Origin of the sequence: Emticicia sp. SJ17W-69 (genome assembly GCF_051209875.1) — a bacterium.
Classification (GTDB): Bacteria; Bacteroidota; Bacteroidia; order Cytophagales; family Spirosomataceae; genus Emticicia.
The window spans coordinates 502,160-527,444 of record NZ_JBNTQY010000001.1; the positions used below are offsets into that span (position 1 = coordinate 502,160).

The 25,285-nt window shown below is 34.6% G+C and carries 26 protein-coding genes; 24 read left to right on the top strand and 2 right to left on the bottom strand.

What is annotated here, in order from left to right; genetic code table 11:
- Positions 1-7: 7 nt before the first annotated feature.
- Positions 8-4,390, bottom strand: a complete 4,383-nt coding sequence (locus ACQUQZ_RS02185) for a CheR family methyltransferase (RefSeq protein WP_435353066.1) — start codon at positions 4,388-4,390, stop codon at positions 8-10.
- A 472-nt stretch (positions 4,391-4,862) separates the two neighbouring features.
- On the opposite strand from ACQUQZ_RS02185, the gene ACQUQZ_RS02190 reads away from it, so the two are divergent.
- The 18 genes from ACQUQZ_RS02190 (at position 4,863) to ACQUQZ_RS02275 (ending at position 19,416) form a co-directional block, all read left to right on the top strand.
- Positions 4,863-5,084, top strand: coding sequence for a hypothetical protein (locus ACQUQZ_RS02190; protein ID WP_435353067.1), 222 nt, complete (start codon positions 4,863-4,865; stop codon positions 5,082-5,084).
- A 114-nt stretch (positions 5,085-5,198) separates the two neighbouring features.
- Complete coding sequence (locus ACQUQZ_RS02195; RefSeq protein ID WP_435353069.1) at positions 5,199-5,384, top strand: Thivi_2564 family membrane protein; 186 nt, start codon at positions 5,199-5,201, stop codon at positions 5,382-5,384.
- A gap of 63 nt (positions 5,385-5,447) precedes the next feature.
- On the top strand, positions 5,448-5,642 hold the full coding sequence (locus ACQUQZ_RS02200; protein ID WP_435353071.1) for a hypothetical protein: 195 nt from the start codon (positions 5,448-5,450) through the stop codon (positions 5,640-5,642).
- 11 nt (positions 5,643-5,653) lie between these two features.
- Positions 5,654-5,944 (top strand): hypothetical protein, encoded by a 291-nt coding sequence (locus tag ACQUQZ_RS02205; protein WP_435353072.1) that lies wholly within the window; start codon positions 5,654-5,656, stop codon positions 5,942-5,944.
- Between the two features lie 172 nt (positions 5,945-6,116).
- On the top strand, positions 6,117-7,202 hold the full coding sequence (locus ACQUQZ_RS02210; protein WP_435353074.1) for an AI-2E family transporter: 1,086 nt from the start codon (positions 6,117-6,119) through the stop codon (positions 7,200-7,202).
- Positions 7,199-7,672 carry a Dps family protein gene (locus ACQUQZ_RS02215; protein ID WP_435353075.1) on the top strand — a complete coding sequence of 158 codons (474 nt, stop codon included), beginning with the start codon at positions 7,199-7,201 and terminating at the stop codon, positions 7,670-7,672. Before ACQUQZ_RS02210 ends, ACQUQZ_RS02215 begins: the two co-directional genes overlap by 4 nt.
- 64 nt (positions 7,673-7,736) lie before the next feature.
- Entirely contained in the window at positions 7,737-8,654 is a 918-nt protein-coding gene (locus ACQUQZ_RS02220; RefSeq protein WP_435353076.1) for an OmpA/MotB family protein, read from the top strand.
- A 96-nt stretch (positions 8,655-8,750) separates the two neighbouring features.
- Positions 8,751-9,380 (top strand): murein L,D-transpeptidase catalytic domain family protein, encoded by a 630-nt coding sequence (locus ACQUQZ_RS02225; RefSeq protein WP_435353077.1) that lies wholly within the window; start codon positions 8,751-8,753, stop codon positions 9,378-9,380.
- Between the two features lie 88 nt (positions 9,381-9,468).
- The gene (locus ACQUQZ_RS02230; RefSeq protein WP_435353079.1) at positions 9,469-11,010 is read left to right on the top strand and encodes a L,D-transpeptidase family protein; all 1,542 of its coding nucleotides are present in this window, start codon (positions 9,469-9,471) and stop codon (positions 11,008-11,010) included.
- 38 nt (positions 11,011-11,048) lie between these two features.
- Positions 11,049-11,864 carry an alpha/beta fold hydrolase gene (locus tag ACQUQZ_RS02235; protein WP_435353080.1) on the top strand — a complete coding sequence of 272 codons (816 nt, stop codon included), beginning with the start codon at positions 11,049-11,051 and terminating at the stop codon, positions 11,862-11,864.
- 6 nt (positions 11,865-11,870) lie between these two features.
- Positions 11,871-12,680: an MlaE family ABC transporter permease gene (locus tag ACQUQZ_RS02240; RefSeq protein WP_435353082.1), complete on the top strand. Its 810-nt coding sequence runs from the start codon at positions 11,871-11,873 to the stop codon at positions 12,678-12,680.
- Positions 12,681-12,741: 61 nt separating this feature from the next.
- On the top strand, positions 12,742-13,521 hold the full coding sequence (locus ACQUQZ_RS02245; protein ID WP_435353083.1) for an ABC transporter ATP-binding protein: 780 nt from the start codon (positions 12,742-12,744) through the stop codon (positions 13,519-13,521).
- Positions 13,518-14,507, top strand: a complete 990-nt coding sequence (locus ACQUQZ_RS02250; RefSeq protein WP_435353084.1) for an MlaD family protein — start codon at positions 13,518-13,520, stop codon at positions 14,505-14,507. The genes ACQUQZ_RS02245 and ACQUQZ_RS02250 overlap by 4 nt, the downstream gene beginning before the upstream one ends.
- A gap of 68 nt (positions 14,508-14,575) precedes the next feature.
- Entirely contained in the window at positions 14,576-17,254 is a 2,679-nt protein-coding gene (locus ACQUQZ_RS02255) for a cation-translocating P-type ATPase (protein WP_435353085.1), read from the top strand.
- Between the two features lie 33 nt (positions 17,255-17,287).
- On the top strand, positions 17,288-18,373 hold the full coding sequence (locus ACQUQZ_RS02260) for an AI-2E family transporter (protein ID WP_435353087.1): 1,086 nt from the start codon (positions 17,288-17,290) through the stop codon (positions 18,371-18,373).
- A 93-nt stretch (positions 18,374-18,466) separates the two neighbouring features.
- Positions 18,467-18,664 (top strand): hypothetical protein, encoded by a 198-nt coding sequence (locus tag ACQUQZ_RS02265; protein WP_435353089.1) that lies wholly within the window; start codon positions 18,467-18,469, stop codon positions 18,662-18,664.
- A gap of 18 nt (positions 18,665-18,682) precedes the next feature.
- Positions 18,683-18,856 carry a DUF6496 domain-containing protein gene (locus ACQUQZ_RS02270; protein WP_435353090.1) on the top strand — a complete coding sequence of 58 codons (174 nt, stop codon included), beginning with the start codon at positions 18,683-18,685 and terminating at the stop codon, positions 18,854-18,856.
- Positions 18,857-19,236: 380 nt separating this feature from the next.
- Positions 19,237-19,416: a hypothetical protein gene (locus tag ACQUQZ_RS02275; RefSeq protein ID WP_435353092.1), complete on the top strand. Its 180-nt coding sequence runs from the start codon at positions 19,237-19,239 to the stop codon at positions 19,414-19,416.
- 36 nt (positions 19,417-19,452) lie between these two features.
- Here the strand turns inward: ACQUQZ_RS02275 and ACQUQZ_RS02280 are convergent, their stop codons facing one another.
- Positions 19,453-20,442, bottom strand: a complete 990-nt coding sequence (locus ACQUQZ_RS02280) for an App1 family protein (protein ID WP_435353093.1) — start codon at positions 20,440-20,442, stop codon at positions 19,453-19,455.
- 165 nt (positions 20,443-20,607) lie between these two features.
- On the opposite strand from ACQUQZ_RS02280, the gene ACQUQZ_RS02285 reads away from it, so the two are divergent.
- The 6 genes from ACQUQZ_RS02285 (at position 20,608) to ACQUQZ_RS02310 (ending at position 25,261) form a co-directional block, all read left to right on the top strand.
- Positions 20,608-21,474: a diacylglycerol/lipid kinase family protein gene (locus tag ACQUQZ_RS02285; RefSeq protein ID WP_435353094.1), complete on the top strand. Its 867-nt coding sequence runs from the start codon at positions 20,608-20,610 to the stop codon at positions 21,472-21,474.
- Positions 21,475-21,634: 160 nt separating this feature from the next.
- Positions 21,635-22,474 (top strand): universal stress protein, encoded by an 840-nt coding sequence (locus ACQUQZ_RS02290; RefSeq protein ID WP_435353096.1) that lies wholly within the window; start codon positions 21,635-21,637, stop codon positions 22,472-22,474.
- 30 nt (positions 22,475-22,504) lie between these two features.
- Positions 22,505-22,915 (top strand): low affinity iron permease family protein, encoded by a 411-nt coding sequence (locus tag ACQUQZ_RS02295; protein WP_435353097.1) that lies wholly within the window; start codon positions 22,505-22,507, stop codon positions 22,913-22,915.
- 125 nt (positions 22,916-23,040) lie between these two features.
- The gene (locus ACQUQZ_RS02300) at positions 23,041-23,646 is read left to right on the top strand and encodes a porin family protein (RefSeq protein ID WP_435353098.1); all 606 of its coding nucleotides are present in this window, start codon (positions 23,041-23,043) and stop codon (positions 23,644-23,646) included.
- Between the two features lie 79 nt (positions 23,647-23,725).
- Positions 23,726-24,484: an MlaE family ABC transporter permease gene (locus tag ACQUQZ_RS02305; RefSeq protein ID WP_435353099.1), complete on the top strand. Its 759-nt coding sequence runs from the start codon at positions 23,726-23,728 to the stop codon at positions 24,482-24,484.
- A gap of 9 nt (positions 24,485-24,493) precedes the next feature.
- Entirely contained in the window at positions 24,494-25,261 is a 768-nt protein-coding gene (locus ACQUQZ_RS02310; protein ID WP_435353101.1) for an ABC transporter ATP-binding protein, read from the top strand.
- Positions 25,262-25,285 lie beyond the last annotated feature (24 nt).

The window sequence follows — 25,285 nt, forward strand, 5'->3', positions numbered from 1 at the left end:
TTTTTACTTATTCCGTTTTTTTCAAGCAATTGATTATTTTGCTGTAAAGCAATTTTTCGTCAATCGGTTTTGAAATATAATCGTTCATACCCACAGTGGCACATTTGTCAATATCAACAGTGGTGACATCGGCAGTGAGAGCAATGATAGGGATTTGAGAATTCATTTGATTGCGAATGAACGCCGTTGCTTCAAAACCATTCATTTCGGGCATTTGCAAATCCATCAAAATAATATCGTATGGTGCTGTGGTTCGGCTTCGCTGACCAACCGAATCATGGTCACTGAGCGAAAGCGAACCAAGCATTTCAATGGCAATTTTGCCATTTTCTGCAATATCGACCTCAAAGTTGAAATCAGCTAATATAATTTTTATTAAAAGTTGGTTTAGTGCCATGTCTTCAGCCACTAAAACTTTTATGTTTTTTAGGTTAGTTTCGATAAAATTAGTATTTTGATGTAAATTTGAATCATTCTCTGTCTCTTGTTTTGCTTGAGATTTATCAAAATCTAAGACAAAACTGAAAGTCGAACCTTTACCCAGTTCACTATTAACACTAATTTTTCCTCCCTGTAATTCGACTAATTGCTTGGCTATGGCGAGCCCCAAGCCTGTTCCTCCATAAGAACTACTGGTTTCTGTTGATGCTTGTTCAAAATTATTAAAAATATTGCCCAGTTTGTTTGTTGAGATACCAATCCCAGTATCTGTTATAGTAAATTCAATACTTATTTTGTCTGCATTTTCATTCAATTTTCTAATACCAATTGTAATCTTTCCTGCTGAAGTAAACTTTACGGCATTACTCAATAAATTGAGAATAATCTGTCGTAAACGCATCGGGTCACCTATAAGAATTGATGGAATTGTTTCATCAAATTCTTTACTAAACGCTAAGTTTTTCTCATTGATTTTTGCTTCAAATAATTGAATCATGGTATCAATCGAAAGCGATAAATTGAACGGTATTTGCTCGAATGTCATTTTACCAGCATCCACTTTAGCAAGGTCTAAAATATCATTAATTAGAATAACCAAAGCATCTCCCGATACTTTAATTGCATTGAGGTATTCTTTTTGCGAGTCATTTATAGGCGTTTTCAAGATAACATTCGTAAATCCAAGAATGGCATTCATTGGCGTACGAATCTCATGGCTCATGTTCGATAAAAATTGCTGCTTAGCTTTTACGGCATTTTCGGCAATTTGGGTTTTTACATCAGCATTGTTTTTGGCTTCTATCAGTTCGTTTTTTGTAATGATATGAGTAGTTACTTCATCAGCAATAATTACAATGCCAGAAATCGTTGCGTCAGATTCATAATAGGGCTGATAAACAAAATTGAAATATACGTCTTCTAATTGATCATTGCGTTTCAATTGAACAAGCGACTCATAGTCTTGATAAGGAATCCCAGTTTTAAGAACGTCACCCAGTAAATCAATAAAAGGTTTATCTTTGATTTCGGGTAATATTTCTATCAAGGTTTTTCCTTCAATATCTGAACCCTTTCCCCACATTCTTTTTATACTATCATTGGCAAGCGTAACCACCAGTTCTTTGCCTTGTAAGATGGCAAAAGCAAAAGGCGACTGCATTAGCAAAATATTGTATCGTTTATTACTATCTTCAACCACTTTCAAGGCTGCTTTCTCAGCTTCTAATTTTATTTCTAAAACTTTCTTTTTTTTAACTTCAAGCTCAATGGCTAATCTTTTTACTTCTGTAATATCGGCAATAGTTAGCACGATTAACTCTTCATTTTTACTTTCCTGCACAATTCGGTGAGCATTGAGCAACATTGTTTTTTGACCTATGGCAGGAAATGTTTGTTCAACTTCAAAATCATGGAAATGGACATTTTTAGGTACAATGTCTTCTAAAAGTTCACGTAATCGAGGAATATTCCATTGATTATCTCCTAATTTATAGAGTGAAACTCCTGTAATATCATCTTCATTTACTTGAAACATTTTGCAGAATGATTTATTAGCTGATTTTATTCGTATGTTTCTATCAAGAATCAGTACAGGCTCATGAACAGTGGCAATGATTCCTTCATAATAATTATAAAGTTCTTCAATTTGCTGAATCCTGGCGTGCAATTCTTGGTTGCTGGTGGTTAACTCTTCGTTGGTTGATTCAATTTCTTCTTTTGAAGTTTCCAACTCTTCATTCAAGCTCTGTAATTCTTCATTACTTGAAATGATTTCTTCATTGGCACTTTGTAATTCTTCGTTGGCAGCTTCTTGATCATGCGTAATCGAACTCATATCGGCACGGGCAGCAGCCAATTCTTCTTCTAATTTTTTTATTCTACGGTCTTTAGCAATAGAATTATTTTTTGTTCCTGTCAGGGGATATGCAGGTAGTTCCATTGGTTGTCCAGTAAAGACAACAAGCAATAATGGTTCTTCGCCTTCAATCTTGAGTGGAGAAACTTCTATATTTACAATTTGAAATATATTTTTTTCTGCATCACGGTTCATCTCAATGCCTGATTTACGAACAATTTGTTTGGTTTTTATGGCGTGATGAATGGCATTTCGTAGCTCAAAAGTGATTTCGAGGTGAGCCATTTTCAAAATATTGAAACTTGCTTTACCCGAAGAATTTCGGAGATATAGAGATGTTTGTCCTTTAAATTGCAAAATTTCTAAATCGTAATTGATGATAACGCTGGCAGGAACATATTGGGCGAGGAGGATGGCATCAAAAGCGTTTCCCAGATTACTATTAGAAGATAAAGGTGATTTCTTGGGAATTACGTTCAAAGAAAGATTGACAGTTGGTAAGTTTATTTTTGCAATACGGGTTGAAATTTCAGGAATTTTAGTTGAACCCGAATTCTTTTTACGAGTATAGAACTTAAATTTTTTGTTGATAACATTAAAAAACAATGTCGATGTACCGATGGTTTCTGATTTACCGAGCATCAAGTATCCTCCCTCATTTAAGGCATAATGAAAAGTAGCAATGGCTTTTTTCTGAGCGGGGGTATCCAAATAAATCAAAAAATTACGACAACTGATAAAATCCATGCGAGAAAAGGGTGGATCATTCAAAATATTATGATGAGCAAATACACATACATCACGTAGCGACTTGGCGATACGGTATTTATCTTTAGATTTGATGAAAAAATGCTGAAGGCGTTTAGGGGAAACATTTTTAAGCTGATTAAGAGAATATTCACCATTACGAGCAACGCTTATGGCTTCGGCACTAAGGTCGGAAGCAAAAATTTGGAAAGGAATATTGATTGCTTTATTTTGCTGTATTTCGAGCAAAGTCATGGCAATCGAATATACTTCTTCGCCTGTGGCACAAGCAGCTATCCAAATACGTAGTGTTTCGCCTTCTGCTTTAGTTTTGAGCAAACGAGGGAAAATAGTCTTTTTTAAAAGCAAAAAAGCTTCTGTATCTCTAAAAAACTCAGTGACATTGATTAACAAATCCTGATAAAGAACATCAACTTCACTATTCTTTTGGACGAGCAATTCAGCATATTGATCAATTGTTTTTATTTTATGAATCAACATCCGACGAAGAATTCGTCGCTTAATGGTATTCATTTTATAATCACTAAAATCAACATTTTTACGTTTGTGCAATAACTCTAAAATGATTCTCAAATCAGGGTTATTATTTTCTATTTCATCTTCAGGAGTAGTTTTGACAATATTTCGCCTTATCAAGGGATGTTTACTCATCCATGTCAATTCAATGGCAATTTCCATGGGCGATAGAATAAAATCAACGACACCTTCAGCGATGGCTGAGTGCGGCATACTTGTAAACTTAGCAGAATCATCTTGTGCAAAAGTAATTCCACCAGCCAATTTTATTTCTTTTAGACCTTGAGTGCCATCATTGGCACTACCTGAAAGCACAATGCCAATAACATTTTCTTTGTGGGTTTCGGCTAAAGATGAAAATAGCACATCTATTGAAATCGCCACACCTCCTTTCGAGCGAGGGATTAATTTGATATGTCCATCGGTTACCTCAATGCCTTGATTGTATGGTATCACATATACATTATCGGGGTGTATTTTTTCCATGTCATCAATATCATGGACTTTCATGGCAGTTACTTTCGCTAAAAGTGGCGTAAGCATACTTTTATGGTCGGGACTAAGATGCTGAACAACGATATACGCCATGCCTGTGTTGGGCGAAAGGTTTTGTAAAAGCTGTGTGATGGCCTCTAACCCACCTGCCGAAGCTCCAATGGCAACTACCGTAAAGGCGTTTGCATCTTTTTTAGGCGTTGTTTTTTTTATTTTATTGGATTTTATGTTTTCTTCTTCATTTTCATTGGATTTAGGTATGACTTTTTTTGGAGAAAGAACCTTTGTTTTACTTGGAGGGGAAGAAGTTTTCATATTTACCTACGGTTTGTAACGAAGGTAGTGTTAAATAAATGGTAAAAGAGGTATTTAGGCTTAAACTTTTGACTTAATGAGTAAGGTCATCAATAATTTATGCTTAAAATTTTCAAATTTTCGTCAAAAATATACACGCGTGATAGATTAATTGGTGTATTTACTTTTACTAATAATACCTTTTGAGGCTCTTAAACTATTGCCATGAACATAAGCAAAATGTTTTGCCAGCCTTTAATTTAGGCTCAATTTCTTGTTGATAATAAGGCACGGTTCTATTATACGTATCGTGTAAACTTTCGCCGTTAGGGGTCATTATAACGAAGTTACTGGCTTATTCTGCAAAAAACGTGTGAATGATATAACTCTTTTAAAAAATTGTATAACAATAAATTTTCGAAATAACTCACCTTTGTAAAGAAGTAAATAATCTCATTTTATATACAAAAATACACCTCAAAATAGCAAACACATGAAATCAAAAGTAATAGGAATTGTGCTTATCATCATAGGAATAGTGATGATTGCCTTCAATAGTTTCAATTTTAAAACAACTGAAAAAGTGGTTGATATAGGAGCAATACAAATAACGAAAGAAAAAGACAATCCTGTTGCATGGTCGCCAATTGTTGGCGTTGTGCTTCTTATTGGAGGTATCGTTGTTATTGTTAGTAGTAGAAAAAGTGATTCTTAGAAATTATTTAGATATGCCCAAATGTGTGAATAATGTAACTCTTTTTCCAAATTGTGTAACATATCTTTTAGCTAAGTAGCCTACCTTTGATACACAAATTTAAACAATCTAATCATGACCCTATTTAATGTTTTAGTCGTATTAATTATTGCAGGAATCCTTTTGTGGCTCGTCAATAATTATATCCCGATGGATAGAAAAATTAAGCAAATTCTTAATATTGTAGTAGTAGTAGTTATCATTATTTGGCTACTCAGGGTATTTGGTATCTTTAGCTCTATGATGAATATTCGCGTATAAGTATAAAGTGAACACACTTTAAAAGCAATTTTCATCAGAATACAATCTTTAAATAAAAAGAGAATGAATATCAAAAGAATCTTTGGAGCATTACTTACCGTACTCGGCATAGTTGGACTTATTTATGCCGCTACATTATTTGTAGGTACATCAGGCGGAACACATAATGTTAAATCATTGATTACGTATGGCATTATTGGGCTTATATTTTTTGTTTCAGGCATTGGGCTTGTACGCACAACTAAGGATGAATCGTAAAAATTAAGTCCATGAAAAAGTTTTATTTTTTAATGAGCTTAATTACATTCGGACTATTTGTAAATAGCTGTAAACCAGCTTATGTTTCGGTAAGACCTACTTACTTTGAAGTTTCCAGACCTAATCGCCCAAGCAATAAGCATATTTGGATAAATGGCGATTGGGTTTGGAATAACCAAACAAAAACATACATTCGGCAAGATAGTTACTGGACAATTCCCAGCCGAAATCGTGATTATACGCAAGGAGAATGGAAATCAACACAAAGAGGCTACTACTGGAAACACAGTCGATGGCGATAATTTATTTTAAATTAAAAAAACATGAATAATATATTTAGAGGACTCATTGCAGGCTATGGAGCCAAAAAATTGGGCGGAGGTTGCTTTGGAACAATCATTGTGTTTGTAATCATTTGGGTCATTTTAGGGCAATGTAGCTAAATCTTGAACTTAAAATAAACAGATAAAGACGATGCTGAAATTTCCTTTTTATGCAAAAATGGCATTAATCATCATTGGCTTATTTGCCTTTGTTTCAATGCTATTTATTACTCAGAGGATAATCGTACCCATTATTTATTCAACCATCATAGCCATTGTACTAAGCCCCATTGTGAATTTTTTTGTCAGGAAAAAAATCAATCGAGTGATAGCTATTGCGGTTACACTTATCGTTTTTATTGCTATTGCTTCTCTGATTATCACCTTGCTTACTGTACAAATGATGCAGTTTAGTGACTCTTTTCCTCAGTTTTTGACAAAATTTCATCAATTAGCTGATTTATCACTAATATGGACTTCCCAGCATTTCGGTATTAGTAAAGATAAAATCAATCTATTGATTAATCAAAAAACAGCTGAGATTCTGAATAGCAGTAGCTCTTTGATAGGTCAAACAATTCTTAATACAGGAAGCGGACTTGTGGTACTTTTATTGATTCCTGTCTATGTTTTTATGATACTTGTGTACCAGTCTCATTTAATTACATTTATTCATAAACTTTTCAGTGCTGATAAATCGGAAGAAGTAAGCGAAGTATTGACTGCTACTAAAAAAATCATACAAAGCTACCTTGTGGGCCTTTTATTAGAAGCCCTCATTATTGCAGTATTAGATTCAACGGCATTGTTGATACTAGGTATTGATTATGCTATTTTGTTTGGAGTGATGGGAGCGATAATCAATGTAATACCATTTATCGGCGGTATTCTGGCTGTAGCATTTCCATTGCTTATAGCATTGGTAACAAAATCACCTAACTATGCTTTGCTTGTGGTTGCATCATATATGTTGATTCAGTTTGTCGATAATCATTTTATTGTGCCAAAAGTAGTGGCATCAAAAGTAAAAATAAATGCCTTAATCTCCATTATTGTTGTCTTGGCAGGAAGTGCTTTGTGGGGTTTTCCAGGAATGTTTGTTTCGATTCCCTTGATAGCTATTATCAAAGTCATTTTCGATCATATCGAACCTTTAAAACCTTGGGGATTCCTTTTAGGAAATCCAGAAGATTACAATTTTTCATTTATTAAAAAACGAAATAGCCATCAATCATGAAACCATCAATCGGCATAACTCAAGAACGTTTAGATAGTAGCGTTAGCTTACTTTCAGTCATTTTATCAGACGAAGTAACTTTATATACCAAAACAAGAAAGTTTCATTGGAACGTATCGGGAGAAAGTTTTATGGAACTCCATAAATTATTTCAAGCTCAATATTCCGAATTGGAAGAAACCATTGACGAAATAGCCGAACGCATCGGAAAACTCGGTAGCAAAACCATCGGTACAATGAAAGAATTTGGCGAACGCACCAGATTAAAAGAATCGCCGAATGTTTATCCTTCGCAAAAACAAATGTTGAAAGAGTTATTGGATGACCACGAATCATTGATTGTCGAATTAAGAAAAGACATTGAAACCTGCGACGAAATAAATAACGATGCTGGTACAACCGATTTTCTGACTGGCGTAATGGAACAACACGAAACAGCGGCGTGGGTCTTGAGAAGGTATTTGAATTAAATAGCCTCTCGAAATAGAAAAATCTTATAAATAATATTATTCATCTAAATCAATATAACTTAATATGAAAACTTCTTTTAAACTTTTATCAGTTTTAGTAATAGGGCTATCACTGACTTCTTGCGTTGCCAAGAAGAAATTAACCGAATTGCAAACACGTTATGAAAAATCAGAAAATGATTTAGTAAAATGTGGTGATACTGTGCAAGACTACAAAGACAAATTGGAGCGTATGTCGAGAATGCAGCAAGAAGCTGAAAACCAAAAAAATGTAACACTTGGTACTGTTCAGCAACGTGATATGCAAATCAATGAACTGAAAATGCAAATCGCAGACTTTAAGGGTTTGCGTGACAAACAATTAGATGCCGTAGGTAATTTAACTGTTTTATCGAAAGAAGCCAATGCTAATATTGACAAAACATTATCGCAATTAGCCACCAAAGACAAATACATTTATTTGCTTCAAGCTGCTCGCACGAAAGCTGATTCGATTAATTTAGCTTTAGCTGTCAATCTTACAAGTGTATTGAAAAATGGCATTGAAGACAAAGACGTAGAAATAAAAGTTGATAAAACAGTAGTTTTTATTAATATTTCTGACAAAATGTTGTTTAGCACAGGAAGTACTAAAATATCTCCTAAGGCAAATGCTGTTTTAGAAAAGATTGCTTTAATCATCAAATCAAGACCTGAACTTGAAGTAATGGTAGAAGGCTATACTGATGATGTGTCAATCAATACCGATTGTATTGTCGATAACTGGGATTTGAGTGCCAAACGTGCTACTTCGGTGGTGAGAATGATGCAACAAAATTTTAATATCGACCCCAATAAATTGATTGCTGCTGGTCGTGGTCAATATAATACTTTAGCAAGTAATAATACTTCCGATGGTCGTACAAAAAACCGTCGTACACGTATCATTTTAATGCCGAAACTTGACCAATTTTATGATTTGTTGAGTGCTGACAAGAAATAATAATAGTTGCACTTGGAAGATAATTAGTCATAATGGCAATGATTTAGTCGATAATGTTGTTAATAATAAAACAATATTCATGAAATCGACAAAATTATGCTGATTAGCTTCCAAGTAGTTTCTTTATTGCTTAATATTTTTTTTGCAAAATCTCCCATATCAGATGTCAAAGCTGTTATTAAAGCTGACGAAATACAATGCCTTTACGCCGATTGCCAACTCGCAGGAGTAGTCAATTATGATGCCTTTAAAGAGTCTTTAGCTGGTTTTGAAAAATTTCACCCTGCCAAACCAATTGTTACCATTGTTGACTTTGCATTACCCTCGAATGTAAAAAGGTTTTTTGTCATTGATATTGCCAAGAAAAAGTTGTTATTTTCATCTTTGGTAGCACATGGTAAGCAATCAGGTGAAAATATTGCTCATTCGTTTTCTAATAAAATGGAATCTCACCAAAGTAGTTTGGGGTTTTATTTGGTTGGAAACGAAATCCAAAGTCCAAAACATGGTTCAGCATTGTTATTATTTGGCTTAGAAAAAGGTCTCAACGATAATGCTCGCCGCCGAGAAATTATTATTCATGGTGCTACTTATGTGAGTACATCGTTTATTCAACAACATGGTCGGCTTGGTCGCAGCTTTGGTTGTCCAGCTTTACCACAAGAACTTATTCCGCAGGTAGTTCCTGTATTAGCCAATGGTAGCTTACTATATATACATAGTTAAAAACTTTTTTTCTAAGGAAAATCTTTCACAAAGTGGGGTTTTCCTTAGAAATTTTACCTTTCTAAGTTGTTTGTTTATTGTGCTAACAATGACAGGATGCAACAAGAAAAAAAACAAAAAGAAGGTAGTTTTGGCTGATGAAAGTGTGTATTCATCTCAAAACTTTACTGATTTATTGATTGATAGTGTAGCTATCAACACTTTCTTCAAAACTTCCGCTGCTTCCGATTCGATCCAAAACGAAGTACATCAATTTTATACCAGACGTAATTATCAATTTGCGTGGCTCAATAAAGGTGGTTTAACTCACGCCGTTCCTAATTTTTATAGCCAGCTACAAAATTATAGCCGTGATTTTGCAGATAGTAGCCTAAAAAACAATCTTTTAGATTCTTTGATTATGGCTGCCCAAACAGATGAAAAGAAGTTTCTTTTGCAAGAAAACAGTATCCGACAATTAGAATTATTGCTCACAACTACCTTCTTTAAATATACCGAAAAAGCATATAGTGGCACAACAAAAGATCCAATCGACCTTGAATGGTTTATTCCACGAAAAAAGAAAAATTACCAAGTTTTACTTGATTCGCTGGTTTCGTTAACTAAAGGCGAAAATGTTCAAGAGCCTGTCAATCAATATTACATCCTTTTAAAAGAAAAGCTAAGACAGTATCGTGCTATTCAGAAAAAGGGTGGACTACCGACGGTCATTACCGACAAAAAACTCTTGGTAGTAGGCGATAGCAATACTTGTTTAGTAAATGTGAAACAGCATTTGCTTTTGACGGGTGATTTTAAAATAAATGATACCACGATATATTTTACAGACTCTTTGGTAAGAGCTGTGCAACGTTTTCAACACCGAATGGGCTTGTTAGAAAATGGAAAGATAAACCTTGCGACAATTGCTGAATTGAATAAACCGATTGACGTCAGGATTAAACAAATGATGGTCAATATGGAACGCCTACGTTGGATTCCTGTTGAAATGGAAAATGAGTATTTGCTGGTCAATATTCCAGAATTTAGGCTGCATATTTTTGAAAACAAAAAGCAAGTTTGGCAAATGAATGTAGTAGTTGGGAAAGCAGCTACAAAAACAAGTATTTTTAAAGGAAACCTGTCACAAATTGTACTAAATCCTTACTGGAACGTGCCTACAAGCATTGTCAAGAATGAAATTTTGCCTAAAATAAGTCAAAATCCTAATTATTTGGCAAGAAATAATATGGAAATTGTGGATGGTGTTTATCGACAAAAACCTGGGAAAAACAATTCTCTCGGCAAAATCAAGTTTTTGTTCCCGAATAGTTTCAGTATTTATTTACATGATACACCCTCAAAGGGGCTTTTTGGAGAATCAAAACGAGCTTTCAGTCATGGCTGTATCAGGGTTTCTGAACCACGAAAATTAGCACTCTATTTACTCCGAAAAGATGCCAGTTGGAACGAAGAAAAAGTAGATAATATTCTGAAAACCGACAATATGACTAATATCATGGTGCGGCCAACTGTACCCGTTTACATTGCTTATTTTACAGCATGGGTTGATATTTCAGGGCAGCTTAATTTCCGGAATGATATATATGATCTGGATAAAAAGCTCGCTAAAGAGATTTTTGGAGAGTAAATTAAAGGTTTAAAGATTAAACTTCAAAACTAAAAACCATGACAAGGAAAGACCATAATACAGTTGATATAGAAGGGACTACCATTAGTTTTGATGATTTTGGTAAGGGCGAAGTTCCAATCATTTTCATTCATGGATTCCCATTCGACAAATCTTCATGGCAACCACAGATAGATTTTCTAAAGAAAAGGCATCGAGTTATTGCTTATGATATTAGAGGTTTTGGAGCATCAATTACCAATGATGAGCAAGAAAGCATAGACTTATTTAGCAATGATTTAGTGAAGTTTATGGACACTTTGTCCATAAAAAAGGCAATTGTTTGTGGTTTGTCGATGGGCGGATATATTTTGCTAAATGCTGTACATCGTTTTTCAGATAGATTTGAAGCCATCATTTTGAGTGATACACAATGTATTGCCGACTCCGAAGCAGCAAAAGAAAAACGTGGTAAGTCTATCAAGCAAATAGAAGCCGAAGGATTGAAAGATTTTGCCGATGGATTTATTAAAAATGTCTTTTGTCAAAATTCATTGGATAACAAAAAGGAATTAGTCGAAACCATAAAAAATGTTATTCTCAAAACATCGCAAAGAACAGTTGTAGGAACATTGGCAGCCTTGGCACAACGCTCTGAAATGTGTGCTTCGCTCAATCAGATTTCAGTACCTACGCTCATCATTTGTGGCAAAGAAGACAGTGTTACACCACCTATTCAAGCCGAATTTATGTATGGGAAAATTCTGAATTCAAGATTACAAATCATTGAAAATGCAGGACATTTATCAAATCTTGAACAACCCGATGAATTTAATAAAATTCTTATCGATTTTATCTCCAGTATCGAAAACTAATAGTAAATGAAGCCAAATTCAGAAAAACCAGACATTTTACCGAAAAAAAAGTATCTTATCTCCAAAGGTGTGGATGCCTTTTTCTTGGAAATAAATGATGTTTTTAAATTTATTGGTTTGTTTTTCAAAGAAGCTTTTTCTGCCCCTTTCGAGTGGCGTGAAATCATCAATCAATGCTATAATGTTGGCTATCGGTCTTTGTCATTAATTTCTTTAACTGGTTTTATTATTGGTATCGTTTTCACCAAGCAATCTCGCCCTTCTCTCTCAACATTTGGAGCAAGTTCTTGGTTGCCTTCATTGGTTTCTATTGCCATCATTCGGGCATTAGCTCCCTTAGTTACAGCCTTGATTGCGGCAGGAAAAGTTGGCTCTAACATCGGTGCAGAATTAGGTTCGATGAAAGTAACCGAGCAAATTGATGCGATGGAAGTTTCTGCGACTAATCCTTTTAAATTTTTGGTTGTTAGTCGTGTCATTGCTACCACTTTTATGCTACCAGTTCTAACATTATACTCTGGCTTGGTTGGAATGCTTGGTTCATACATAAATGTTCACCAGAATGAGCAAACCAGCTTTGCTGCTTTCGTGAAAAGTGCTTTTAGTACCATTTCCTTTTTAGATATAAATTCCTCTATTTTTAAAGCTATTTGTTATGGCTTTACCATTGGCGTAGCGGGATGTTATCAAGGGTATTTCGCCCAGAATGGCACACAAGGCGTAGGAAGAGCAGCCAATGCTGCGGTAGTTGTGTCAATGTTTTTAATTTTTGTAGAAGAAATGATTATTGTTCAATTTGTTAATGCGATAAGGTGAGTTTTAATGATAAATTTTAAATGATTAATTGTGCTGATAATCAATAGATATTCAATTAATAATGAATAATAAAGCAAGCAATATCAATAACCAAGAAACAGTTATTTCCATCAAAGATTTAAAGAAATCTTTTGGTAGTTTGACCGTACTTAATGGAGTTAATATTGAAATATTCAAAGGTGAAAATTTGGCAGTATTGGGGCGTTCGGGTACTGGAAAGTCGGTTTTGATTAAAATTATTTCAGGTTTGCTAAAGCCCGATAGTGGTGTTGTAAAAGTATTTGGTGAAGAAGTAGATAAACTTGACCCTAAAGCATTGCGAGAGTTGAGATTAAAAATAGGGTTTTCTTTTCAAAACAGTGCTTTGTATGATAGCATGACTGTTCGAGAGAATTTGGCATTTCCACTCACAAGAAATAAGCGTGAATTAAACAAAAATGAAGTTAATCGTGCCATCGAAGAGGTACTGAATGAAGTGGGTTTACCACAAACCATTAACCAAATGCCCTCGGAATTATCGGGCGGACAGCGGAAACGCATTGGCATTGCTCGCACCTTAATTATGAAGCCTGAAATTATGCTTTATGATGAGCCAACCTCAGGCCTTGACCCTATCACAAGTATTGAAATTAATAACCTGATTATCAAAGTACAGAAGCAATACAATACAAGTTCTATCATTATCACTCATGATTTAACTTGTGCTAAAAATACAGCAGACAGAGTAGCTATTTTGATGGAAGGTGAATTTTTAACCACAGGTAGTTTTAATGAAGTTTTTAGTTCACAAGATTCCAGTGTAAAAACTTTTTATGACTATAATTTTATCAACGACAAATGACATCATTAAAAAATAATCGCCCCGTAATCGTCGGAATATTTATATTTCTGGGTTTAGCTATTTTGGTTATTACCATTTTTACTTTGGGTGGACAGAAAAAAACTTTTGTAAGAACTTTCACCATTAATGCCATTTTCAATGATGTTGGAGGATTGCTAACGGGCGGAAATGTTTGGTTTTCGGGCGTAAAAGTAGGTACTGTAAAGAAAATTAGCTTTTATGGCGACTCACAAGTGCAAGTTACGATGAATATTGAACGAGATGCCGAAGCACATATTCATAAAGATGCCAAAGCCAAAATAGGTTCGGATGGCTTAATTGGAAACAAAATTGTCATTATTTATGGCGGTGACCCCAAGAAACCACAAGTCGAAAAAGATGATTTCCTAAGTGTAGAAAAAGCCACCAGTACCGATGATATGTTGGCAACTTTACAAGAAAACAATAAAAATTTGCTTGAAATAACCAAAGATTTCAAGAGTATCACAAAAAAAATTGATAGTGGAGAAGGTACTTTAGCGACCTTAATAAACGACCCGACGATTGCAAAAAAACTAAGCTCTGCGGCCGATAACCTGCAAGAAACACTTGCCAATTTGAAAACAGTTTCGGAAGGAAGTAAAAATGTCTTGGCCAATTTGCAAGATTTTTCGGGCAAACTAACCAAAAAAGGCAATTCGATCAATGACCTTGCCAGTGATACTGTTGTTTATAAAAGTGTAAAAGCAACTTTGGCACAACTCAATGAAGCATCTAATTCTGTAACAAAGTTTACCGCAAATCTAAAAACCGTCAGCGATAAACTCAACCAAAAAGATAATGCCGTAGGCGTACTATTGAATGATTCGGAAACGGCAGCTTCTATGAAAATAACGCTAAAAAACTTGGAAGCAAGCAGTAAAAAACTCGATGAAGACCTTGAAGCTCTGCAACATAATTTTCTATTGAGACGCTTTTTTAAGAAAAAAGAAAAAGCAGCGTTGTAAAACAATTTTCAAAATTGTTTTAGCTGGAAGTGATTTGAATAATTGAATTAGCAGAAATAAAATCACACATGAAAATTAAATATTTAGCCAATGATGCCCATACGCTTTCAGTTGCCGAAGTTTTAGATATTTTTCAAACAAATGCCGATACTGGATTAAGTAAAGTGGAAGCAGCAAAACGCTTGAAAGAATTTGGACTAAATGTTTATACAAGCCAAAAACAAAAAAGTATGTGGCTGATTCTCCTTGAACAGTTCAAAAGCCCGATTGTGTATTTGTTGATATTTGGTGCAGCTGTATCATTATATTTTCAAGATTATATTGAGGCTGTTGCTATTTTGGTAGTTATTTTGGTCAATGCTTTGATTGGCTTTTTGATGGAAATGCAAGCCCGCAGCTCCATGAATGCCTTGAAAGAAATGGATATAATAAAATCCAAAGTGATCCGAGAGGGAAAAGTAGAAGAGATTCCTTCTGAAAATTTGACATTGGGCGATATTATTGTCTTAGAAGCTGGTGATTTGATTCCTGGCGACGGTCGCTTGATAGTGGTAAACCAACTCAAATGTGATGAATCTTCATTAACTGGTGAGTCGCTTCCTACCGAAAAAAATATAGAGCAATTGCAGAAAGATACCGAACTCGGCGACCAATTCAATATGGTTTTTAAAGGTTCATCGGTAATGAATGGCAATGGTAAAGCTATCATTACAGGAATTGCCGAACACACGCAATTAGGTACAATTACATCTTTGGTCGAAAATTCGACAGAAACAGCTACGCCTCTTGATAAAAAACTCAACGTTTTAAGCAAAAAACTCATTTGGCTAACTTTGATTTTAACCTCCATATTTGCTATTACGGGTATTGTTCAAGGAAAAGATTGGGTAATTATTATCAAAACTTCGATAGTTTTGGCAATTGCTGCATTTCCCGAAGGCTTGCCCATTGTGGCAACGGTGGCGTTAGCTTATGGAATGTTGTTGATGGCAAAGCGAAATGCCATCGTCAAAAAACTTTCTTCGGTAGAAACTTTGGGTAGTACAAGTGTTATTTTGACTGATAAAACAGGGACATTAACAGAAAATAAGATTTATGTAGAAACTTTTTCTTTTCCAGAAGAAAATCGAAAAGTAAGTATTGATAATAATACCTTAAAATTTGAAAACGGGGCAATCGAAAAAAGTCAAGCAAACTTTGAAAAACTGAGATTAGTCGGAGCATTATGCAACGATGCCATTATTAAAAATGAAGCAAAAAAGAAACCACAAGGCGACCCCATCGAAATCGCATTGCTTCAATTAGCCGACTCATCGGGGCAATCTTCAGAAGAATTTAAAAAACAATATGAACGGATTGCCGAAGTGCCTTTTAGTGCTGATACCAAAATAATGGGTACTTTGCATAGAAGCTCTGAAGGAAATTTTGTAGCAGCAAAAGGTTCGGTAGAACACTTATTGGAAAAATGTAACAAAATACAATTTGGTACAAACATCAAAGATTTAGACGAAAAAGAAAAAAACACGATTTTAGAAGCATCCGAAAAAATGGCTGCCGATGGCTTACGGGTTTTGGCATTTTCGTACAAAGATGGCAAAGATATTGATAAAGATGATTTCTTGAAGGAGTTGATTTATGTTGGAATGATTGGTTTTCTTGACCCACCTCGTTTAGACATCAAAGGAACGATTATTTCCTGCCGAAATGCAGGTATAAAAGTAGTGATGATTACGGGAGACCACCCATTAACGGCTCTCAATATTGCCAAAAAAGTAGGTTTAGTGGAAGAAACTGAACAAAAGGTAATTGTAGGAAAAGATTTGCCAGAAATGAAATCTTTGACAACTGAATGGAAGAAAAAGATACTTTCTACGGCGGTTTTTGCCCGAACAACACCCAAACAAAAATTGGATATTGCCGATATCTATCAAAAAGCAGGAAATATTGTAGCCATGACTGGCGATGGTGTAAATGATGCCCCCGCCTTGAAAAAAGCCGATGTCGGCATCGCAATGGGGCTTCGAGGGACGCAAGTTGCCAAAGAAACGGCAAGTATTGTATTAAAAGATGATAAATTTAAATCCATTGTAGAAGCAATTTCGCATGGGAGAGCTATTTTTCAAAACATTAAAAAATTTGTTATTTACCTTGTTTCTTGCAATCTAAGTGAAATTTTTATCGTAACCTTATTAGGATTTCTTGCTCCAGCGGCTATTTTACTTCCTTTACAAATTCTGTTTCTGAACATGGTAACGGACGTATTTCCGGCATTGGCTCTTGGTTTGGGCAAAGGCGATAGGACCAATATGAAAAAACCACCAAGAAGTCCTAAGAAAGATATTATTGAAAATAAAGACTGGATTGCCATTATGATTTACGCCATTACGATAACATTATCGGTGGCATTTGCCGTCATTTATTGCCAAAAAATCATCACACCTGACAATAAAGTAGCAAACAATGTGGCTTTTATAACTTTGGCATTTGCTCAACTTTTTCATGTATTTAATATGTCTTCGTTAAGCTCAAAATTATGGATGAACGATATTACTAAGAATAAATTTGTATGGTTGGCGGTGCTAATTTGTACAGGATTTATGGTGCTAGTTTATATTTCTCCCCAAATGCGTTTGGTTTTGAGTTTAGTTGAACTTCCTACGAAGGTTTGGTTTGTGTCGATTTTAGCCAGTTTAATTCCTTTAGTAGTGGTACAACTTTACAAAATTATTTTTTCGAAAAACCATTAAAATTGTATCTTTAAAAATATAAAAAGTACAAACATGACCACAAGTATTTCATCAGTTATAAAGAAGCTACTATTGCTATTTCTCATTTTTGCGGGTTTATACTTTGCCAAAGACTTTTTGATGCCATTGTCTATTGGAGGGATTTTAGCAACCCTTTTTTTACCTTTTTCTAATTGGTTAGAAAAAAACAAATTACCCAGAGGATTGGCCGCATTTATTTGTCTTTTAGTCTTAGTCGTTATTTTTGCCTCACTTGTATCCATTCTTACATGGAAAATTTCAGAACTACTCAATGATGTTGCTCTTATCAAAGAAAAGACCATCACAACAGGCACTCGTATGCAGGAATATATATTCAATCACTTGGGTATTTCGGTCGAAAAACAATCTCAAATCTTAAAAGCTGAACAGCCATCACTGACCAATATCATGCAATCAACTTTAGGGTCGGTTTCTTATATTGTTACGAATCTTATTTTGATTTTAGCCTATGTTTTTTTCCTGCTATATTCTCGTGTACATATCAAAACTTTCTTTTTAAAACTCACGGTGTCGGCTCAAATTGGTGAAATGGAAAAAGTTCTCCGTAGTGCCACCAATGTTTCGCAACAATATTTGGTGGGACTTTCCAAAATGATAGTTTGTCTTTGGGTGATGTATGGCATAGGTTTTAGTTTTTTAGGGGTAAAAAATCCAGTCTTTTTTGCTGTTTTATGCGGTATGTTAGAGATTGTGCCATTTGTTGGCAATATTACAGGTACAACCCTCACAGTTTTAATCGCTGCTTTGCATGGGGGAGAATTTTCGATGTTGGGCGGTATTGTGATTACTTACGGCATCGTACAATTTATTCAAGGTTGGGTATTAGAACCGCTTATTTTAGGACCACAAGTAAAAATCAATCCTTTGTTTACCATCATTGCTTTGGTTTTGGGCGACCTCGTTTGGGGGATTCCAGGTATCATTCTTGCCATTCCGCTAACAGCTATTTTAAAAATTATTTTTGACCATATTGAACCACTAAAACCTTATGGCTTTTTGATTGGTGAACTTGAAACTGAGAAAAACGAGACAAGTTTTATGAAGAAAATCAAAAACATTTTAAAGATAAATGTGTAAATGATGTAACTCTTTTCTGCAATTATATAACACTTTTATTTTCAATAATATAGACCTTTGGTTAATGGAGTTTATCTAAAAAAAACAAATATAATGAAACATAAAAGAGTAGATAATCAAATAAAAGAACCAATTGGGTTTCCAATTCCTGAAAAACCTTCAGAAATAGAGCCACTTCTCGACCCGATTGCTCCTAAAATATATCCAGAGGAAAACCCAATTGAAAATCCGCAACAGGAACCTACTGAAAATCCACCTTACCAATTGCCAAAACCTACCGAATTTCCATAAAAATCATATAATTGAGCCATGAAAAAGAAAAAACAAACGCCATCTGAAAAAAAGATTGCCGAAGTAATGCATGAATTTAAAGAAGGCGAATTGCATTCGGGCAAAACAGATATAATTGTAACCGACCGAAAACAAGCCATTGCCATTGCTTTGAGCGAAGCAGATGAGTTAGAAAAAACTAAAAATGAATAGACTTTTGTAAACCACACAATCATGCTAAAACCCATTTTTATTTTCATCACCTTCTTTCATGGGTTTAGGGTTTTGTTTAAGCCTTTGGCTATAGAAACATCATATAATTGACCAAAGAAATCTCCCAACTAAGTTGCATTTTTTGATTTATTGCAGGCGTTTTTTTATCAATAGAACTGTTTTATAGAAGATTTTATTCATACCTCTTTTACTTTGAAGAATATTGGATATGATTTGAAAAAATAAAAAAATTGGGAGCGAGTAAGTAGAATATAATTGGATTTTGAGTTTTGTACCGTCATGCTAAAATTTTGAATCAAATAACTAATATTCTTCAGATACAAATAAATAAAATTTTACTGAATTTAAATCTAAGAAAAATGAGAATGAAGAAAAAAGACCCGAAGGAACATGGTATCATTTCTATTGTACAATCGCCCAATAAAGACGAAAATCATACTGTTGATAAAAATAAATTAGTTACAGAAAATGAACCCGACCATGGTATTATTTCGATTGTACAATCGCCTGATGAAGTTAAAAATAAGAAAAATGTATAAGAAGGTATCATATGTTTAGCTCTTTTGAATAACATTTTAAACTATCAATCCGATAGCTTTTGCATGTAGAATTGCTTCATCAGTATGTTGAAATTGACAAGTGTAGATTTCTTTCTTTTGAATAGAATTCAGCATTTTTGATGTAAAGTTTTCTTTTTCCAAACTAATATTTCTAATATAAATGGCTACTATTCTCTCAGGATATTTATTGGCAATGGAAACATAAATTTCGGGGTCGCTTTGCGAATTATCGCCCAGCAAAATAAACCTTTGCTTCGGGAAAGCTTCCAAAATCCTTGTCACTCGCATCAACTTTCCTTGATGCTTGGTTTTACCAGTTTTTAGCAGTTGATACCATTTTTTTATCTGATTGAGAAGAAAAACGCCTTTTGGCAAGCCATTATGCTTGAAAAACTCATTCAAATCATCATATAGATTCCATTCGCTGCTCGAAACATAGAAAAAAGGATTGAGTAAGTCAGGTTTTGTATGAGCAAGTGAAAGTAATTGATAGAATTTGACAACATCGGCAAAAGTCTTTCGACTACGTGGATTTTTGGTAAACATCACACGTAGTTTTTTGCCAGTATTGGCCGAATGTGAGACCAAAACGGTATCATCAATATCAGATATAAAACCATATTGGGTGGAGTGTGGAACGAAAATTTTCCCTTCTCCCGATGACACGATTAGATTTTGTTCATTGAGTAAATTGACGGTTATTTTATGCCAGCCAGCACTTACTTCGGTGTCGGATTTCCATTCAAACTTAAAAAAACCATCAAACTCAGTAGTGCTATAAAATTTCTGTTTTTCCCATTGTAAACTCACTTGAACATGAGGTATTGTCTTAACTAAAAAAAGCTTAGTTAAATGAATAATATTTAAAATTGGATTATTGGTGTACTGGCTCGGGCCGACCGATTTTCCTGCCAAAACATGACCATATACCACCAAATTATGGGTGTGTCCGTAGCCATGATACACTTTTACGGTAGCAGCAGTATAATTGATTTCTTTTTCCATATTTAAGCAATTTACTGAATTTTGACAACTTTTTAGCAATTAAGTAGAATGATGAATTTAGATTTACGAATGACGAATAAAAAAAGCTTATTATCAGGTATTTACAAGCTTTTAAATTTAAAACAGATTAGTTCTTTTACTATTTAGACAATTATTCAAGAAGATATGCTCAGGTTACTTTTTATAATTAATGCAGGCTCAGGTAGTAATTCAACCGATTGGGCTTTGGTTATAACAAATTATTTTGTTTCACTCAATCATACAATCGAATTGTATCACCTTACGAAAGACTACAATCAAGCAACAATCAAAGAAAAGATACAATTGTTTTTGCCGCAACAAGTAGTTGCGGTAGGAGGCGATGGTACGATAAAATTAGTGGCCGAGTGTTTGTTAGAAACAGATATTGCTCTCGGAATCTTGCCCGCAGGTTCGGCCAATGGTTTGGCAAAAGAACTGGGTATTAGTACTGAGCCTATAAAAGCATTAGATGTACTTTTGAGTGGAAATTCAAAGAAAATTCATTTAACTAATATTAACGGTGAAATATGTATTCATTTAAGTGATATTGGTTTGAATGCCTATGCAATGAAGCGATTCAAAAGCCAGAAAGTACGTGGAATGTGGGGCTATTTTGTGGCATCTTTGAATGTATTATTGCAAAATCCAAGGATGGAGATAAGTATGAAAATTGATGAAAAAGACATCAAAATAAATGCTGAAATGATAGTAATTGCCAATGCCACCAAATATGGAACTGGGGCGGTTATTAATCCTATTGGCAAACTTGATGATGAACTCTTTGAAGTGATTGTAGTGAAAGAAATATCATTTTGGGAGGTAGTTAAAATGTTTTTCTCGAATCTTTCTTATGATTTGAATAAAATTGAAGTTTTCCAAACAGACACATTATCCATGCGTGCTACAAAAAAAGTACATTTTCAAGTAGATGGCGAATATCTTGGCAAGATAAAAACCTTGAATGCTACATTAATGCCCAATGCCCTCCAAATTGTTGTTCCAAATATGTGAATGATGTAAGTATTCCTAAAAGTTATGTAACACTTTTTGCCTCAAAGATGCGGAACTTTATACTGCCGTGAAAATCTATTTCACAGGGAAACAATAGCTAACAACTCGTCCTTTTTAAACGAGATTTGATAGACTTTTTTTTAATTAAACTATCACAACTATGAAAACGATTCTTTTTCCAACCGATTTTAGCAATAATGCTCTTCACGCCTCTCAATATGCAGGAATGTTGGCAAGGCGATATGATGCAAAGGTAATCTTGCTCAATATTTATGAAATGACCGTTCCAGTTGTTTCTGAATTCCAAATGACTTATGACACTGACAATATGATTGTGCAGAGAGGGAAAGATGCCGAACAAAATTTACAGTTTTTTACTGATAAATTTATCATCAATACCAATCTTCCCCCTGAGCAAATCTCTCAAATGGTCGAGTATGGCTTAGTGTCAGATGTAATTATTGACATATCAAAAAAAATGAATGTTGATTTAATTGTCATGGGAACAAAAGGTGCATCGAACACCATTGATAGATGGCTCGGTACGAATGCTGAAAATGTGATGGAAGCAGCCCAATGCCCTGTGTGGATTGTTCCCGAAAATACGTTACTTACTTTGCCTCAAACAATTATGTATGCGGCTGATTTTAAAGAAGATGAAGTTACTGCTACCTATAAAGTGTTGTCAATGGCTCAACCTTTAGGTGCTACTTGTAAGGTCATTCATATCCATGATTATTTTGAACTCAATGTGGAACAAACTGTCGAGCAAACAGTTGCCGAATTAAAAGATGAATTTCAGAATTTTGATATATCGTTTAAAAACCTCAATCGGGAAGAAATAGTGAAAGGTTTGGAAACCTATATCGAAAAACACAAACCAGATGTCTTGGCATTGGCAGTTTATGAAAAATCATTTTTTAGTAAACTTTTCAATAGCCACATCACTCAACATTTTATTCAAGAAGCAAAATTACCGATGCTTTTTTTCAAAAAGTAAATAGTTTTTTTATTGTCTAATTGACCATTTATGAAAAAAATACATAGAAAATTGGAAGTGATTTTTGAAAAAATTACTTCCACTGTTACGTCTATACTGGGCAATTCCATCACTTTTATCATTGCTTTAGTTTTAGTGATATTTTGGCTCAGTAATAGAGATTTTGCAAAACAAGATGTAAATGACAGCATCAGAGACGTCATTCATGGAGTTGCTTTTTTAAGTTTATTCGTTATTCAAAAAGAATTTAATCGTTTTGCAGGCTCGCTTCACGTAAAAGTAAATGAACTGGTAGCTTCACATGATACAGCCAACAATGCAGTAATCAATATTGAAAATAAAACAGAATTAGAAATACACGAACTTCAAAAAGAATATATCGAACTAGCAGAGCAGATAAAAGAAGTAGAAGAAAATCCGAATAGTTTGAAAAAGAAATAGTTTATCACTCCAATGTGTGAATCATATAACACATTCCGAATATTATGTAACACTTCTCAGTGTAAGAGTCCCCACCTTTGTCCTACTAATTATTTAGTACTTAATTAAAACAAAACACATAGAAAATGTTAAAAAAAATCACATTGCTTTTCGCATTATTATTATTTAATGCAAAGCTAATTTCGGCTCAAACTTTATCAATCGGCCCAATGGCGGGTATTAATGTATCAACACTTACAGCAGCTCCAAACACAAAAGCATTATTAGGTGCATCCATTGGAGGTTTCCTAAATTATAGCATTGATGACCATTTTGGACTTGGTGCAAAATTGCTGTTCACACAATTAGGTTCATCTTATACTTATAATGAAGACATTAACCGATTGAATTATGTACAGATGCCGTTAACGGCAATTTACTATTTTGGTGATGCAGGAAATCAATTCCGTCCTAAAGTTTTTATTGGACCTTATGTTGGAGCTTTGTTAAGAGCAAACCATAAAAGTGGTGATGAAGTTTTGGGTACAGATGGCAAGCCATATTATAATAAAACCGATATTGGCGGTCTTGTTGGTGCTGGTTTCAATTATCGTATCAAATCTCGCACATGGTTAAATGTGGATGCTGGTTTAGGTAAAAGTTTTACCGATGTTTCAAAAGCAAGCTTAGGGTATCATAATTTAGCATTCAGCTTAAATGTTGGTGTAAGTTTTCCTGTAGGAAACGATTAATATTTGCTTGAATGCTATCATAAGGCTTTAGTTCATAAGGACTAAAGCCTTTTTTGAAAAATCAAAAAAACGATACACAATGGTCATTTATTTGAAGAATATTTTTAATGATGTAGGTAATGTAATACTATTTGCTGCAAGGTTTTTTAAGGAGGTATTTCGACCGCCCTTTGAAACAAGAGAATTTATTAGACAATGCTACGTCATTGGCTATAAATCTTTGCCGCTGGTAGCTATCACAGGATTCATTATGGGGTTGGTACTTACGCTTCAGTCACGCCCAACATTGGCCGACTTTGGTGCTGAATCTTGGTTGCCAGGTATGGTCGCACTTTCTTTGATAAGAGAAATCGCTCCAGTAGTTACGGCATTGATTTGTGCAGGAAAGATTTCGTCAGGTATTGGTGCTGAATTAGGTTCGATGAAAGTAACTGAACAAATAGATGCGATGGAGGTTTCGGCTATTAATCCTTTTAAATATCTGGTCGTTACTCGAATTATGGCTGCAACACTCATGGTTCCGCTTTTAGTAGTTTTTGCCGATGGCATAGGTATTTTAGGAGGTTATTTTGGCGTCAATATTCATAGTGATGTAAACATAGTTCGATATTTTACACAAGTGCTTGAATCGCTTGACTTTATAGATATTTTACCCGCTACTTTCAAAACATTTTTCTTTGGATTTTTTATTGGTATGATTGGTTGTTACAAGGGCTTTACCGCTGCCAATGGCACTGAAAGTGTCGGGAAAGCTGCCAATTCTGCCGTAGTTCTTGCTTCATTGTCCATATTTATTATTGATATGTTAGCGGTGCAGATAACTGATATTTTTTTCTAAAAATAAACAATGACATCCAATAAAATAAATATTACTGTCGATATGGCTACGCCAGTTATTGAAATCAAAGGTTTGTATAAATCTTTTGGTAAAAGCAATCATGTATTAAAAGGAGTCAATATTGAGGTAAAAAAAGGTGAGAATTTAGTTGTGCTAGGAAGGTCAGGCTCGGGAAAATCAATTGCCATCAAATGCTTGGTTGGACTGGTACAAGCTGATAGAGGAGAAATAAAAGTTTTTGGAAAAGATATAACCAAGTTTGATGAACATCAGCTCAACGAAATCAGATTAAGAATTGGTTTTCTTTTCCAGAATGGGGCTTTATATGATTCGATGACAGTACGAGAGAACTTAGCTTTTCCACTCAGAAGACACTCAAAGGAATTGTCTTCAAAAGAAGTCGATGATGCCATTAAAGAAACATTGGAAAGCGTAGGTTTGGCAGAAGCTATTGATAAAATGCCTTCCGAATTGTCGGGAGGGATGCGTAAAAGAATTGGACTTGCTCGTACACTTATTTTAAAACCTGAAATCATACTTTATGATGAGCCAACCACAGGTTTAGATACCATTACTTCAAGAGAAATCAGCGATTTAATATTATCAATTCAGAAAAAGTACAAAACCACATCAATCATTATTACTCACGACATGGCTTGTGCCAAACTGACTGCCGATAGACTCGTGATTTTGAAAGATGGGGTAATCAATACCGAAGGTACGTATGAAACATTAGAAAAAAGTAGTGACCAATGGGTACGTTCTTTTTTTGTATAGGTTTTAGGAGTTAGGTTTTAGGCT

Bases quoted from the DNA above. Each gene is read 5' to 3' on its own strand.
- ACQUQZ_RS02235 (WP_435353080.1), top strand. From the start codon at position 11,049: ATGACAAGGAAAGACCATAATACAGTTGATATAGAAGGGACTACCATT.
- ACQUQZ_RS02270 (WP_435353090.1), top strand. From the start codon at position 18,683: ATGAAAAAGAAAAAACAAACGCCATCTGAAAAAAAGATTGCCGAAGTA.
- ACQUQZ_RS02240 (WP_435353082.1), top strand. From the start codon at position 11,871: ATGAAGCCAAATTCAGAAAAACCAGACATTTTACCGAAAAAAAAGTAT.
- ACQUQZ_RS02310 (WP_435353101.1), top strand. From the start codon at position 24,494: ATGACATCCAATAAAATAAATATTACTGTCGATATGGCTACGCCAGTT.
- ACQUQZ_RS02260 (WP_435353087.1), top strand. From the start codon at position 17,288: ATGACCACAAGTATTTCATCAGTTATAAAGAAGCTACTATTGCTATTT.
- ACQUQZ_RS02200 (WP_435353071.1), top strand. From the start codon at position 5,448: ATGAATATCAAAAGAATCTTTGGAGCATTACTTACCGTACTCGGCATA.
- ACQUQZ_RS02215 (WP_435353075.1), top strand. From the start codon at position 7,199: ATGAAACCATCAATCGGCATAACTCAAGAACGTTTAGATAGTAGCGTT.
- ACQUQZ_RS02275 (WP_435353092.1), top strand. From the start codon at position 19,237: ATGAGAATGAAGAAAAAAGACCCGAAGGAACATGGTATCATTTCTATT.
- ACQUQZ_RS02265 (WP_435353089.1), top strand. From the start codon at position 18,467: ATGAAACATAAAAGAGTAGATAATCAAATAAAAGAACCAATTGGGTTT.
- ACQUQZ_RS02220 (WP_435353076.1), top strand. From the start codon at position 7,737: ATGAAAACTTCTTTTAAACTTTTATCAGTTTTAGTAATAGGGCTATCA.
- ACQUQZ_RS02255 (WP_435353085.1), top strand. From the start codon at position 14,576: ATGAAAATTAAATATTTAGCCAATGATGCCCATACGCTTTCAGTTGCC.
- ACQUQZ_RS02205 (WP_435353072.1), top strand. From the start codon at position 5,654: ATGAAAAAGTTTTATTTTTTAATGAGCTTAATTACATTCGGACTATTT.
- ACQUQZ_RS02210 (WP_435353074.1), top strand. From the start codon at position 6,117: ATGCTGAAATTTCCTTTTTATGCAAAAATGGCATTAATCATCATTGGC.
- ACQUQZ_RS02305 (WP_435353099.1), top strand. From the start codon at position 23,726: ATGGTCATTTATTTGAAGAATATTTTTAATGATGTAGGTAATGTAATA.
- ACQUQZ_RS02245 (WP_435353083.1), top strand. From the start codon at position 12,742: ATGAATAATAAAGCAAGCAATATCAATAACCAAGAAACAGTTATTTCC.
- ACQUQZ_RS02290 (WP_435353096.1), top strand. From the start codon at position 21,635: ATGAAAACGATTCTTTTTCCAACCGATTTTAGCAATAATGCTCTTCAC.
- ACQUQZ_RS02300 (WP_435353098.1), top strand. From the start codon at position 23,041: ATGTTAAAAAAAATCACATTGCTTTTCGCATTATTATTATTTAATGCA.
- ACQUQZ_RS02225 (WP_435353077.1), top strand. From the start codon at position 8,751: ATGCTGATTAGCTTCCAAGTAGTTTCTTTATTGCTTAATATTTTTTTT.
- ACQUQZ_RS02185 (WP_435353066.1), bottom strand. From the start codon at position 4,390: ATGAAAACTTCTTCCCCTCCAAGTAAAACAAAGGTTCTTTCTCCAAAA.
- ACQUQZ_RS02190 (WP_435353067.1), top strand. From the start codon at position 4,863: ATGAAATCAAAAGTAATAGGAATTGTGCTTATCATCATAGGAATAGTG.
- ACQUQZ_RS02195 (WP_435353069.1), top strand. From the start codon at position 5,199: ATGACCCTATTTAATGTTTTAGTCGTATTAATTATTGCAGGAATCCTT.
- ACQUQZ_RS02285 (WP_435353094.1), top strand. From the start codon at position 20,608: ATGCTCAGGTTACTTTTTATAATTAATGCAGGCTCAGGTAGTAATTCA.
- ACQUQZ_RS02295 (WP_435353097.1), top strand. From the start codon at position 22,505: ATGAAAAAAATACATAGAAAATTGGAAGTGATTTTTGAAAAAATTACT.
- ACQUQZ_RS02250 (WP_435353084.1), top strand. From the start codon at position 13,518: ATGACATCATTAAAAAATAATCGCCCCGTAATCGTCGGAATATTTATA.
- ACQUQZ_RS02280 (WP_435353093.1), bottom strand. From the start codon at position 20,442: ATGGAAAAAGAAATCAATTATACTGCTGCTACCGTAAAAGTGTATCAT.
- ACQUQZ_RS02230 (WP_435353079.1), top strand. From the start codon at position 9,469: ATGACAGGATGCAACAAGAAAAAAAACAAAAAGAAGGTAGTTTTGGCT.